Here is a 13,586-nt window from a genome sequence, read left to right on the forward strand (position 1 = left end):
ATCAATCGATGAAAAGACTAAGATATATTATCATTGGAGTGTTTCTTGCTGTTGCAGCTGGCTGTACCAAGGACTTCCTTAAGATAAATACAGACCCAAATAACCCACAAAAGGCCACGCTCCCGCTGTTGTTAACTGCATCGGAAGAAGGTCTGACTTATATGTTGGGCTTTAGTAACAGTAGTTCCCGTGGAGCTGTTGGATTGACTGAAGTACTGGCAGTATATGTACATCAGGTAACTGTTCGTGAAGACCAGGATCAGTATGGCGCAATGGGTGATGATTTCAACATCAACGGCGCCTGGAATCAGTTCTATACGGCGCAAAAGCAAAACAATGATTTGCTGGGTTGTATGGAGAACCTGAATGTACTGATCAGACAGGCCGATTCCACCGGAAACCACAGGTATTCCGGTATAGGAAGAATTCTGAAAGCATATGGTATGAGTATGATGGTGGATGCTTTTGCAGATGTTCCATACTCACAGGCCAATCAATATGCATTGAGTGGTATTGGGTATCCGATATTTGATAAAGGCGCTACTATCTATCCACAGTTATTTACAATGCTGGATCAGGGAATTGCTTTGCTTTCTGCTTCGGGTGGTAACAGTACTGTTCCAGGTGCAGATGATGTGCTTTTCGGAGGAGATACCGTGAAATGGAGGAAAGCTGGCAACAGTATCAAACTGAAGATGCTGAACCAGGTACGGTTGGTGCAGAATGTTTCCGCGGCTACGACTTCACTGACTTCTGCTGCGAGTAACCTGATTGGTTCCTGGACAGAAAGTATAAAAGTAAATTATACCAGTCTGCAATCGCCAGATGATAGAAACCCTGGATATAATGATTACTATGCTACGCAGAAGTCGCATTATATGAGTCCATGGTTCTATTCTATTTTGAAAGGGTATAATCCGAATATACTTACAGGTGTACAGGACCCCAGGATTCCATATTACTTCTACAATCAGAATGACGCTACGGATGCAGCGCAGAATACGACGGAGTATAGAGATGGCGCATTCATTTCCATCTATTTTGGTTCGCAGGGTCCTAACAGGGATAAATCCCAGGATAACAGTATGACCGTATTTGGTATTTATCCTGTGGGGGGTAAATATGATGATGGTAGTGCAACGCCAGTTAACAATAACAGCGCATCAGGCGCCGCGCCACTGCGATTGCTGACGTATGCAGACGTATTGTATATCCAGGCGGAGTTGATGCTTACCGGCAATATTCCTGGCGACCCAAGAGCAACATTACTGGCGGCGATTCAGGAATCTTTCCATCAGGTAGATTTAGTCGCATCCGGAGCCAATAAGGGACAGTCTATTCCTATCCTGGTAGGGTCCACTACTATGACTAATTATGTCAATGCTGTGATGGCACAATATGACGCACGTTCTACTACGGGCAAACTGGAAATGGTATTGACGCAAAAGTGGATATCTAGTTTTGGTTTCAGTTGTGATCTATATACAGATTATCGTCGTACCGGTTATCCTGTAATGTTTGATCCGAATAATCCTGCAATGGCGCCAGGCGGATTTGTACAGCCGCCGATTAATGGTGATCCAACACGTCCGGGTGCGCAGCCAGCTGTGAAAGTTGCCCTGAGTAGAGGATATCCATTATCGCTTCCATGGCCTATTAATGAGCTGAACGTAAATAAGAATGCGCCGGCACAGAAAAACCCAGCAGCGTACCCAGTATTTTGGAAACCATAAACAGCATTAAAACTTTGCAAGTATGAAGAAATTAAACAGTCTGATGATAATGCTACTTGCGGTATGTCTATTTTTTGCATGTCGCAAGAATGATAATCCAAAATTACCGGACGGTATTGTTAAGTCTGTGCTGCCACAACTTAGTATTACCGGTGGAGGGGATGTTATCATTCAGCAAATGAGCGCATTTAAAACTAATATAGGGATAGCATTATATTTTCCTAATGGAGAGCAGCCGCAGAAGATGGATTTGAGAGTTATCTACAATGGGAATTATAATAACGTTCAAACCCTTCAGGCAAATATTACCAGTTTCCCTGCCACTGTTACTGTTACGGGGCCACAGCTGGCGCAATTGTTTGGTCTGAATGTGAACAATCCTCCTACAGGTACCTCCTTTACAGTAGCGCCAGACATTACATTGAAGAATGGAAAGGTGATTCAGGCCTTTACTACCGCGACTTCCGGTACTTCTGTAATTAATCTGCCTCCTTACGGAACCGATCCGCATGCATTCCCGAATATTGCATTGACTTTGAATTTCCCGATAGTTTGTCCGTTGAATATGCATTTGTATGCGCCTGAAACAGGCTATAGCACATTGAATGTACAGGATCCGGATTTTTGGGGAGATTATACAGTCAGAGCACAGATCGGTACAGGCGCGGATACGGCGACATTGACACTGTTAGACTGGGTGCAGATTCCGAATGCCAAAGTAGTGGCAAATGTGAATGTTAAAACCCAGCAGGTAACAGTGCCAACGGTGCAATACTCTACTACGTTACCAGGTACGCCTTATCATAATCCTACAGTTGGCGGTAGTGGTAATATGAGTACATGTGATACCTCCATTATACTTTCTCTCACTAACAAAGTAACAGAAGGTAATTTTGGCGTGGCCTCCACGAGAATTAGTGTGCACTAAATAATAAAGAATTTTTCGTTGAAAAGGCGGTCTCTGTATAGAGGCCGCCTTTTTTATGTATGAAGCGTTATGAAAAAAAATATAACAGCGCTATTATTTTAATCTCTATTAAAGAATTGTTCTTCAATAATTTTCCCATATTAACGATTCTTTAAGTTAAAAAATGTTAAATAATAACACGATAATGTTATGGAATCGGATGTTCATTACAGTATATTTGTCAGATAACTTTAGGGTGTATGCCTCAAGAGTTGACAGAATCTGACGCTTATTAAGGATAGAAGAAGTTTTAAATTGCTTATGGGGGAACATTCGCCAACTGATATGTCCCTGTTATTGAAATAGAACAATCCATATTATAGCGATTCAAATAGGGGGTATCTCACAGTACTTCCGTTAGTATGTAGAATGTTTGTTTATTAGACTGAGAGATAAGTAGCTGATAAGAAATTGTCGGATGTAAAAAGAATTTTCAACCAATAGTAAAAGAATTTTCAACCAAACGAATCAAAATTTAACTGATTAAGTACAGTAAGATTTAAACAAATTACTCATTAAGGTTTTTCAGATGGCTCGCAGTAACAAAGTACTGTAGTATTCATTTTATCTTATTAATTGAATTTGGTTTATGTAAATGGAGGCAAAAGATGCCTAATGGCACTCCTATACCCATTAGACAACCAATTATTACCGATTTACTATTATCTAATCAAGATCGCTTATGAAGAAAGGATTATTCCTCTGGCTGCTAGCAGTCCTCAGTGTCTTCCAGGCACTGGCTCAATCAAGAACGATTACAGGTAAGGTGACCGACGCGAAAGACGGTTCTGCATTGCCTGGCGTTACTGTAAAGATCCCTGGTACCAATGTTGGTACTCTTACCTCTCCTAATGGTGAATTTAAGCTGACTGTTGGAGACAAAACCTCTACACTGGAGTTCTCCTTTGTGGGTTATGCTGTACAAAAAGTAGGTATCACTGGCAGAAGCAGTGTGAATGTGTTGCTGGAAGGCGACCAGAAAGCGCTGAATGAGGTGATAGTTGTAGGTTATGGTACTCAGGAACGTAAGAACGTAACTGCTTCCATCGCTAAAATTGATGGTGCTGCATTGCAGAACGTAGCCTCTCCATCTATCGACCGTCAATTGGCTGGTCAGGTAGCGGGTGTTCAGGCAACCGTTGCTAGTGGCGTACTTGGTCAACCTGCACGTATCCGTATCCGTGGTACAAACTCCCTGACTTCCAGCGGCGATCCGCTGTATGTAGTGGATGGAGTTCCTATCATCGCAGGTAACCAGTCTGGCGTTACTCCAAACAACCCACTGGGTGACTTGAACCCGAATGATATCGAAAGTATGGAAGTGCTGAAAGATGGTGCTGCTACTGCGATCTACGGTTCCCGTGCTGCGAATGGTGTGGTACTGATCACTACCAAAAAAGGTAAACAAGGAAAAGGTAAAGTAAACTATGATGCATGGTTTGCTTCTGCAACTCCTGCTAAGCGATTCCAACTGTTGAACGCAGATGAGTTCATCATGATCGCAAACGAAAAATATACTAACAAAGGCGGTGCTAAACAGGCCTTTGCTACTCCTAACCCAGCTGGTGGCAACTATGACACTGATTGGCAGGATGTAGTGTTCAGAAACGGTTTCCAACAGAACCACTCTCTGTCTGTTAGCGGTGCAACTGAACAAAATAACTACTACTTCTCTTTGCTGTATGCAGACTTGAACGGTATGCTGGTAGGTAACAACCAGAAAAAATACCAGGCTCGTATGAGAGTAGAACAAAAAGCACTGGACATCGTTACCTTCGGTATCAACGCAGGTATCTCCAATGTGACTAACTATGGTCTGCAAACTGGTACCAATGCGTTGTCAAACAACGTAAGTGCTGCTCTCCGCGCGCTGCCAAACGTACCTGTAATGCTGCCTGATGGTTCATACAATGTAAACTGGGCTGGTAACACGCTGGGTCTGGGTTCTAACCTGATTCCTATTGCGGACAACTACCCTAACATTAAATATCCGCTGGATAAAAACGTATTCAGAAACAATAACCTGAACATCACTGGTAACACATTCGTGAATGTGGAAATCCTGAAAGGATTAAACCTGAGAACTCAGCTGGGTATTAACCTCCTGAATGGTGAAGACTATCAATACTATGATCCTAAACATGGTGATGGTAAAGGTCTGAATGGTTATGAATTGCAACAGGCAATTCCTAGCTTCCGCTACAACTGGGCTAATACCCTGAGCTATAACAAAACATTGGGTAAATCCAATGTAAACGCTGTAGCTGGTTTTGAATTACAGAAAAGCAGAGAAAGATTCTACTATGCACAAGGTACTGGTCTGAGCAATACTTCTCTGGCTGGCGATAACATCGTTAGTGGTAGCTTGACTACCCCAACTATTGGTGGTGGTATCACTGAAAGAGCATTCAAATCTATGTTTGCACGTGCTTCTTACACCTATGCTGATCGCTACATTGTAAGTGCTTCTATTCGTAGAGATGCGATTTCTTCCCTGCCTATTGGCAACCAGAATGCTAACCTGCCAGGTGTTTCTGCTGGTTGGAGACTGTCTGAAGAAAGCTTCTTCAAACATGGTAACATCGCTAATGTAGTTAGTAACCTGAAAATCCGTGGCGGTTTCGCTAAAGTAGGTAACACTGAAATCGGTGCTTTCCCTTACTTCGGTTCTTTCTCTGGTGTTAACTATGGTACCCTGTCTGGTTTTACCTATGGTCAGCTGTACAATGCTAACCTGTCATTTGAAACCAGTAAGAAATCTAACATCGGTTTCGACCTGGGATTACTCAAAGATCGTATCACTATTACTGCTGATTACTTCAAGAATGACATTGATGGTATGATCCTGTTGGTGCCTACTGCTCCTTCACTGGGTATTCCTAACTACACCAGACCAAACGTTATCGCACAGAACGTTGGTAAAATGTACAACAAAGGAACTGAAATCTCAGTTACCAGCGTTAACATTCATAAAGGAAGTTTTGAGTGGACCACTTCTGCTAACATCACTTTCATTAAAAACGAAGTGACTTCACTGGTAAGCGATATCACTGGTACTTATAACCTGACCAGACAAGGCCGTAGCATCGGTGAACTGTATGGTTATGTATCCAAAGGCGTAAACTCTGCGAACGGTTTCCCTATCTATCAAAAAGCAGATGGTTCTCTGATCCAGGGTAACCCTGCATCTCAGAGCTACTCTGTATACGATCCAACCAAACCAGCTGACGTATCTACCGCTGCTTCTCTGTCTCCAGATGACAGACAATTCCTGGGTAAAGGTACTCCTACTTACTTTGGTGGTTTGACCAATACCGTTAAATACAAAGGTTTTGACTTCAACATCTTCCTGTCTTTTGCAGGTGGTAACAAAATCATGAACGTAACTCGTCAGGAAACACTGAACAACCAGAAATTCCAGAACAACGGTAAAGAAATCCTGAACCGCTGGACTACTCCTGGTCAGGTAACTGATGTTCCTAAACTCTGGCAGGGTTCCGATGCATTCCTGCTGCTGTCTGGCAACACCAACAGCCGTTTCGTAGAGAAAGGTGACTTCATTCGTGCACAGAACATTGGTCTGGGTTACTCTCTGCCTACGAACCTGATTAACCGTGCACACCTGTCTAGCGCTCGTTTCTACTTCCAGGTGCAAAATGCATTCGTGATTACCAAGTATACTGGTGCAGATCCTGAATTGAATACCTCTACAGGTAACCTTTCTCCTGGTGTAGATTACAATACCTCTCCTGTTCCTCGTACCTATACTTTTGGTGTTAACATTGGTCTGTAAAAAAAAATTGAAACATGAGAAATATACTCGGATATAAATACAGCAAAAACGCAGGACGAGTTCTGGCAGCATCTCTGATCATCTCTGCTGGCCTGATGTCTTGTAAGAAATATACAGAGCTGACTCCAAAAGATCAGCTGGGTGAGGGTGTCGTTTTTACTGATTCCACCAACGTAGAATATGCACTGAATGGTGTCTATAACTCGGCGGCTATCGGTACCTATAACGATGGTTCCGGTCGTGGTTATCCTTTTGGTGCTGCTTCTATTGAGCAGGCCGAAATGCGTGGGGAAGATATGGTCAACCTGGCTACTTTCTACGAGATCACTTATAAATCCACCATCACTACCACTACTGCGAATAACGTGAATATGTGGTTGAACCTTTATGCCATGATCAACCAGGCAAACGTGTTCATTGATGGAGCCAAAGCAGCGCAGAAAAGCGGCGTTATTTCCGCTGCAAAAGAACTGCAACTGGAATCTGAAGCTCGTTTTCTCCGTGCACTTGGTCACCATGAATTACTGATCCAGTTCTGTCGCCCTTATGCTGACGGTAATGGTGGTAAGCCTGGTGTTCCTTACCGCGATGTAGCCATCAATTCTTCTTCCAAAATGGCTGATGCCTTGAAAGTAGGTAGAGGAACTGTTGCTGAAGCATATACTAAAATGCTGGCTGACCTGGATTTCGCTGAACAGAATATTGGTAACGGCCAGGTAATTAGCAAAGCTAGTAAAGGTGCAGTGATTGCACTGAAAACCAGAATAAAACTGCATATGGGCGATTATGCAGGCGTTATTACTGAAGCAGCTAAATTAGGTGCAGATAAACCAGTTCCATTAAGCCCGATCGGAGGCTATAAGCTGGTGGATAGCGTTGCTACTGTATTTACTGCGGCTGACAAAAACTCAGAATCTATCTTCTCTATTGCAAACAGTACTTTGGCAAATGGTGGTACTAACGGTGCGTTAGGCCCCATGTTCGGACCTGCTGCACTGAGTGGTCGTGGTCTGGTTTCCCTGAGCGCTAATCTGTACAATGCAACCTGGTGGGTTGGAGATGACCTCCGCAGATTTAACCTGACCTATAAATCTACCGATAAGAAGGTTTATAGCTACAAATTCAGAGATTATGCTACCAGAACTGACTGGGCTCCTATCGTACGTTATGCAGAAGTACTGCTGAATGCTGCTGAAGCATATGCTCGTACTGGTAATAACGGACAGGCATTTATTCTCCTGAATGTTGTACGTAACAGGTCTTTGCCTGCTGCGAGTCTCAATCGCTTTACTGTAGCACCTGCCGATGTAATCCTGGCTATCCTGCGTGAGCGCAGAATTGAGTTCCAGGGTGAAGGTCGTCGCTGGCCAGATATTCACCGTCTGGCACTGGATGCTACCTATGGCACTGGCGGTATCCCTGCTAAAGTGGATCCTCTGGATATCACAGCTACCGATTATCAAGCAGCTTCCGGTGTTGTTCTGCCTACCAAAGTAGCGGCTATTCCTTACTCTGATTACCGCTTCCTGTGGCCATTCCCTTCAACTGAAGTGAATGCAAATCCAACACTGAAAGCACAGCAAAACCCTGGTTATAATTAATAGCTATGGCCTTTGCAATACATTGTAGAGCATACTTGTAGATAAACTAGTAAATGAAAGTAAGGGTGTACCGAAACGACCGGTACACCCTTCTTTTTTGACCTTTATCTCCCTATATCTCCCCATAAAAAAATCCCCGGCAGTGATATACTGCCGGGGATTTTTTATCTGTTTAAATCGCTTATTTTAATACTTCTTTCAGTTTCGCTTCCAGTGCTGGTCCTCTCAGGTTGGAGGCAATCACTTTCCCTTGTGGGTCCATCAGGAAATTCGCAGGAATAGCATTAATACCATACATATTTACTACTGCTGATTCCCAGAATTTCAGATCGCTGACATGTGTCCAGTCCAGTTTATCTTTCTTGATCGCTTCTAACCAGTTACTTTTCTCTTTGTCCAGTGAAACGCCCAATACGGTGAAGTTCTTATTTTTGAACTGTTGATAAGCAGCTACTACATTCGGGTTTTCAGCGCGACAAGGGCCGCACCAGCTCGCCCAGAAATCTACCAGTACATATTTACCCCGGAAAGAACTGAGACTTACCATTTTGCCAGAAGGATCAGGCAGCGTGAATTCAGGCGCAGGTTCTCCAATTTTTACTGCAATAGAAGGCTCTTCTCCGCCAGCAGCATCAGCGCCGCCAGCAGTCTGTGATTTTTCCAGTTCCGCTACTCTGTCTACCATGCTTTTCACCAGGGTATTTTTAGGGAAGCGTTTAGCCATATTCGTTAGCACCTGTTTGTGTGCCATGATCTCTTCTCCGCTTCTTACCTGGCTGATAGCAAAAACTGCGTTGGCAGGGTATTTTGTCTTATCGGCAGCAATAAAGAAACTTTCTTCGAAATCCTTTTCCTTGCGCTGGAAATCCTGCAGTTTAGGTTGCAGCACACTGTCTGGCGTTTTAATAGAATGCAGACTGTCCAGGTTACGCATTTCTTCTGTGAGGGCAATAGATTGTTTGCTGATATCGCCCAGGAATTTCTGAAGTTCGGCAGTAGATTCAGAACCTTCTACCTTCAGGTTTTCCAGGTTATCCACATCTCCTTCAAGCTTCATATCGCCTGCATCCAGCGACAGTAAAATGAATTTACCATTCTGGAATCTGATACGGTAGAGGCCTTGTTCAGGAACCATACCTTTCAGGGTGAATTTACCGCTTGCATCCTTTACTGTTGTGGAATCTACTCCTTTCACATTTTGCAATGTCAGTTCTTCCAATACTACAGATCCCAGAGGCAGGTTGGTGAAGTGTCCTTCAATTTTGAATTCACCTTTTTCCTGTTGCTGGCTCGTACATCCCGCAACTAATGCGGCGGCTGACAACCATAAAAAGTATTTTTTCATGTATTCGTAATTTTAAAAATCTGTTCCGCAAACCTCCAAATTAGGTTAAAATTGCGGATTGGCCTTAACCTTTCAGTTTTTCCGCCAATAATTCATTAGTGAGACGCGGGTCTGCTTTGCCTTTGGAGGCTTTCATCACTTCGCCCACGAAGAGGGCCAGCAATCCTTTTTTGCCCCCTCGGTAAGCAGCTACTTTATCCGGATATTTTGCCAGTACTTCATCAATGATCGGCCCGATATTATCGGCATTGGCGTCTTGTAATAAATTCAATCTGGTAGCGATGTTCATTGGATCGTCAGGATGACTGATCATCTTTGGCAGTATGCGAGAGGAGGCAATGGAAAAACTCACTTTGCCACTGTCGGTCAGTGCGATGAGCTGCGCCAGGTTTTCCGGTGTTACCGGGAAATTGCTGATCTCTGCAGCATGTTCATTCAGCCATGACTTCACCGGTCCCAATATCCAGTTGGCTGCTGCTTTGTACTGGGTGGTAATCCCTGTCAACGCTTCAAAGTAATCGGCGGTGGCTTTATCATCGCAAATGACCCTGGCGTCATATTCCGGCAGGTTGAACTGGGTGGTATATTTCTGCATTAATTCTTCCGGTAAAGCGGGAATCGTGGCCCGGATAGATTCTATGAAAGCATCGCTGAGTTTGAATGGGGCAAGGTCTGGTTCCGGGAAATACCTGTAATCATTGGCTTCTTCTTTCGAACGAAGGCTGAAAGAGCTGCCTGTGGCGGCATCAAAGCTTCTTGTTTCCTGAATAAGGGAGCCTCCTGTTTCCAGAATATCTATCTGCCTTATTACTTCCGCTTCAATGGCTCTTTTCACATTCCGGATAGAGTTCATGTTTTTCACTTCTACCTTCGTGCCCAATTTGGTAGTGCCTTTGATACGAACAGAGATATTGGCATCGCAGCGCATACTACCTTCTTCCATATTTCCATCGCACACGCCCAGGTATCGTACCAATCGACGCAGTTCCGTCAGGTAGGCATAAGCCTCATCACTGGAATGCATATCCGGCTCGCTCACTATTTCAACGAGCGGCACACCGGCACGGTTATAATCCACGTAGCTAAATGCAGGGTCCTGATCATGCAGTAGTTTCCCGGCATCTTCCTCCAGGTGAATACGATTGAGCTGAATGTTGCGGGTACCGGCATCTGTAGTGATGCGCACATATCCGCCATTACAAATAGGAGCCGTATGTTGGGATACCTGATATCCTTTAGGGAGGTCTGGGTAAAAGTAGTTTTTACGGGCGAAATAATTCTCTTTTTCGATGGCGCAATGGCAAGCCAGTCCCAGTTTAATGGCATATTCGGCCGCTTTTTTATTCATCCGGGGTAAGGTGCCGGGATGGGCCAGGGTAATTGGGCTGATATGCGTATTGGGAGAACCACCAAAAGCGGCGCTATCGCTGCAGAAAAGCTTACTTTCTGTCAGCAGCTGGGCATGAACTTCAAGCCCGATCACGGTTTCGTATTTACTGTAATCCAAGAGGTGATAATTTAAAAAATTCAATAAGGTTGAACTGACTACAACTCACCACTAAAATTATAGTCAATTACTACAAATATATTCAAATAATGCTGGGTTTTCGGGCAAATTCATGAAGGGAAAGTGGTAAATTCGGTAAGAACAATACAATAAAATATCTTCCCTATGATCAGTCAAACCCAGGCAGGGCAGCTTTATGAGGCACAGAAGGCATATTTTGATTCCGGAGCTACATTACCCTTTAGTTTCAGGAAAACCCAACTGAAACGCCTGAAGAAAGCCATTGAAAAGCACGAAACCCGCATCCTGGACGCATTACATAAGGATTTGCATAAACATCCGATGGAGGCTTACTCCAGCGAGGTGGGATTCCTGTATGAGGAAATCGCCTACATACTGGATAACCTGAAAGCATGGATGGAACCGCAGGTAGTTACTTCTCCGCTGGTCACTTATCCCAGTAGCAGCCGCATTTACCGGCAGCCATTGGGACTGACACTGATCATTGCCCCCTGGAATTACCCTTTTATGCTGCTACTGAGTCCATTACTGGGAGCCATTGCCGGTGGTAACTGCGCTATTCTGAAACCTTCAGAGCTGGCGCCGGCAACTGCGGATGTTATTTATGACCTGATCAAGGAAACTTTTGATCCAAAATATATCGCCGTGGTGGAGGGAGACGGTGGCGTTGTAATCCCAACATTGATGACCTATCGTTTCGACCATGTATTTTTCACCGGTAGTATTCCGGTAGGTAAGAAAATTATGGAGATGGCAGTCCCTCACCTAACGCCCGTTACATTGGAGCTTGGTGGTAAATCCCCATGCGTGGTAGATGAGAAAGTGAATATAAAGGTGGCGGCTAAACGTATTGCCTGGGGGAAATTCTGGAATGCAGGACAAACCTGTGTGGCGCCAGATTATATCCTCGTGCACCAAAAGGTAAAAGCGGAACTGGAAGATGCTTTAAAAGAAGCCATTATTTCTTTTTTTGGTGAGAACCCGGCCGCCAGCACCGACTATGCAAGAATGATCAATGATCGTCGCTTTGATACAGTAGCCTCTTATCTCAGCCAGGGGCACATTATTCATGGTGGTCAAACGGATAAGGCTACACGTTATATCGCACCCACTTTATTGACGGATGTGGAATGGGATGACCCGGTGATGCAGGATGAAATATTTGGTCCTGTATTGCCCATATTGCCGTATACCGATTTGCCACAGGCTATACAAGCGATTCGTAAACTACCGTATCCACTGGCTTTGTACGTGTTTACCAACAGTAAAAAAACAGAACGTGCCCTCATTGATCAGGTGCGTTTCGGCGGTGGCTGTGTCAATAATGCGTTGGTGCATCTTACTAATCCCGAACTGCCATTCGGCGGCGCTGGCTATAGTGGAATGGGACAATATCACGGGAAATATAGCTTCGATACGTTTACCCATCCTAAGGGGATGCTGAAAACCGGTACCTGGCTGGATGTTCCAACGAAATACCCTCCGTTCGGAAATAAACTGAAACTCCTGAAAAAAATAATGTAGAAAAGAAAAGAGCAGCCATCAGGCTGCTCTCTCTTGCACGCTATAAATTAACCTTGTTAATTTTCTTTGGAATTTTGACATCCAGTGTCTGTGCAGCTCCATTTCGTATAACCTTCACCGGTACCGATGATTTGAGTAGGTTTATACGATAGGCGTTGGCCACATCTCTGGCTGATTTAACAGCAGCCCCACCGAATTCGGTGACAATATCATCTGTTTTAAAGCCGGCTTTTTCTGCGGCAGAACCTTGTTCAATTTCCGTTACTTTTGCGCCTTCCCCATTTTCTGTGTCTTCTACTTGTAAGCCCAGTCTGGGATTGTTGCCGCGTGGAGCCCAGCTGTTGTTGAAGTCGGGCTGCTGGAAATTAAAGAACCCTCTGTTTCCTCTGGTTGGAGGCCCAAACATCATCCCTGGGCGTTCGTTTGTGCGTTCGTCCAACGTTACGGTTGCCTTGGCTTCTTTCTTATTACGTGTATACGTTAACGTTATTTTGTCTCCGGGGTTGTAAGTACCGATGGTTTCATAGAGATCTTTCGGTTCTTCGATCTTTGTTTTATCTACCTGGAGAATGATATCGCCTGTTTTGATGCCGGCTTTTTCGGCTGGACTACCAGGAGACACGGTTTTGACGGTCACGCCGCGCGCCTCATTTTTCTCGGTGAGGACCCCTAGCAAAGCCTTGTTAGGCTTGACATCGAAGATGTTGTCGCCGTCATCCTGTGCGTCGTCGCCTCCACCCCCACCAAAGATACCCAGTAATGGAGAGGTGTTATCACTGGTAATACTGATAGAGTTGCCATCCATTGGAGTAATATTCCGACGAAAGACAGATAAATCCGGATTATTGTACTGGTCCACTTTCTTACCGTCTACCCAAATTTCACCATTCTTGATTTCCACGGTGACCTTTGCATCAGCATTACTTTTGCGTTTGATGATGATTTCGTCAAACTCTCCCATCTTATCTTTTGACTGCTGGGCGAATACCGGTGCACTCAGAAAGCTGAAGCAGGTAAAACCTGCAATGGTTAATGTTTGCAGTAACTTGCTCATATGTTGATAGTTTTTTTATACGGCAACAAATTTAATAACAT

Annotated in this window: 8 protein-coding genes; 5 read left to right on the top strand and 3 right to left on the bottom strand. The window is 44.3% G+C overall.

Annotated features, from left to right (window positions below):
• Positions 1–8 precede the first annotated feature (8 nt).
• The 4 genes from CLV59_RS24030 (at position 9) to CLV59_RS24045 (ending at position 8,094) form a co-directional block, all read left to right on the top strand.
• Positions 9–1,733 carry a SusD/RagB family nutrient-binding outer membrane lipoprotein gene (locus CLV59_RS24030; protein WP_111594648.1) on the top strand — a complete coding sequence of 575 codons (1,725 nt, stop codon included), beginning with the start codon at positions 9–11 and terminating at the stop codon, positions 1,731–1,733.
• 22 nt (positions 1,734–1,755) lie between these two features.
• Positions 1,756–2,661, top strand: a complete 906-nt coding sequence (locus tag CLV59_RS24035; protein ID WP_111594649.1) for a hypothetical protein — start codon at positions 1,756–1,758, stop codon at positions 2,659–2,661.
• A 721-nt stretch (positions 2,662–3,382) separates the two neighbouring features.
• Positions 3,383–6,493 (top strand): SusC/RagA family TonB-linked outer membrane protein, encoded by a 3,111-nt coding sequence (locus CLV59_RS24040; protein ID WP_111594650.1) that lies wholly within the window; start codon positions 3,383–3,385, stop codon positions 6,491–6,493.
• A gap of 14 nt (positions 6,494–6,507) precedes the next feature.
• The gene (locus CLV59_RS24045; RefSeq protein WP_111594651.1) at positions 6,508–8,094 is read left to right on the top strand and encodes a RagB/SusD family nutrient uptake outer membrane protein; all 1,587 of its coding nucleotides are present in this window, start codon (positions 6,508–6,510) and stop codon (positions 8,092–8,094) included.
• 181 nt (positions 8,095–8,275) lie between these two features.
• On the opposite strand, the gene CLV59_RS24050 is transcribed toward CLV59_RS24045, so the two are convergent.
• Positions 8,276–9,439, bottom strand: coding sequence for a TlpA disulfide reductase family protein (locus CLV59_RS24050; RefSeq protein WP_245950945.1), 1,164 nt, complete (start codon positions 9,437–9,439; stop codon positions 8,276–8,278).
• Positions 9,440–9,503: 64 nt separating this feature from the next.
• Positions 9,504–10,946, bottom strand: coding sequence for an Asp-tRNA(Asn)/Glu-tRNA(Gln) amidotransferase subunit GatB (gene gatB, locus CLV59_RS24055; protein WP_111594652.1), 1,443 nt, complete (start codon positions 10,944–10,946; stop codon positions 9,504–9,506).
• Positions 10,947–11,111: 165 nt separating this feature from the next.
• Here gatB and CLV59_RS24060 point away from each other — a divergent pair, with 165 nt between their 5' ends.
• Complete coding sequence (locus CLV59_RS24060; protein WP_111594653.1) at positions 11,112–12,491, top strand: aldehyde dehydrogenase; 1,380 nt, start codon at positions 11,112–11,114, stop codon at positions 12,489–12,491.
• A 40-nt stretch (positions 12,492–12,531) separates the two neighbouring features.
• Here CLV59_RS24060 and CLV59_RS24065 read toward each other — a convergent pair whose 3' ends face one another.
• Complete coding sequence (locus CLV59_RS24065) at positions 12,532–13,545, bottom strand: PDZ domain-containing protein (RefSeq protein ID WP_111594654.1); 1,014 nt, start codon at positions 13,543–13,545, stop codon at positions 12,532–12,534.
• Positions 13,546–13,586 lie beyond the last annotated feature (41 nt).

The organism is Chitinophaga dinghuensis (genome assembly GCF_003259435.1).
Taxonomy (GTDB): Bacteria; Bacteroidota; Bacteroidia; order Chitinophagales; family Chitinophagaceae; genus Chitinophaga; species Chitinophaga dinghuensis.

Bases quoted from the DNA above. Each gene is read 5' to 3' on its own strand.
- CLV59_RS24030 (WP_111594648.1), top strand. From the start codon at position 9: ATGAAAAGACTAAGATATATTATCATTGGAGTGTTTCTTGCTGTTGCA.
- CLV59_RS24035 (WP_111594649.1), top strand. From the start codon at position 1,756: ATGAAGAAATTAAACAGTCTGATGATAATGCTACTTGCGGTATGTCTA.
- CLV59_RS24040 (WP_111594650.1), top strand. From the start codon at position 3,383: ATGAAGAAAGGATTATTCCTCTGGCTGCTAGCAGTCCTCAGTGTCTTC.
- CLV59_RS24045 (WP_111594651.1), top strand. From the start codon at position 6,508: ATGAGAAATATACTCGGATATAAATACAGCAAAAACGCAGGACGAGTT.
- CLV59_RS24050 (WP_245950945.1), bottom strand. From the start codon at position 9,439: ATGAAAAAATACTTTTTATGGTTGTCAGCCGCCGCATTAGTTGCGGGA.
- CLV59_RS24060 (WP_111594653.1), top strand. From the start codon at position 11,112: ATGATCAGTCAAACCCAGGCAGGGCAGCTTTATGAGGCACAGAAGGCA.
- CLV59_RS24065 (WP_111594654.1), bottom strand. From the start codon at position 13,545: ATGAGCAAGTTACTGCAAACATTAACCATTGCAGGTTTTACCTGCTTC.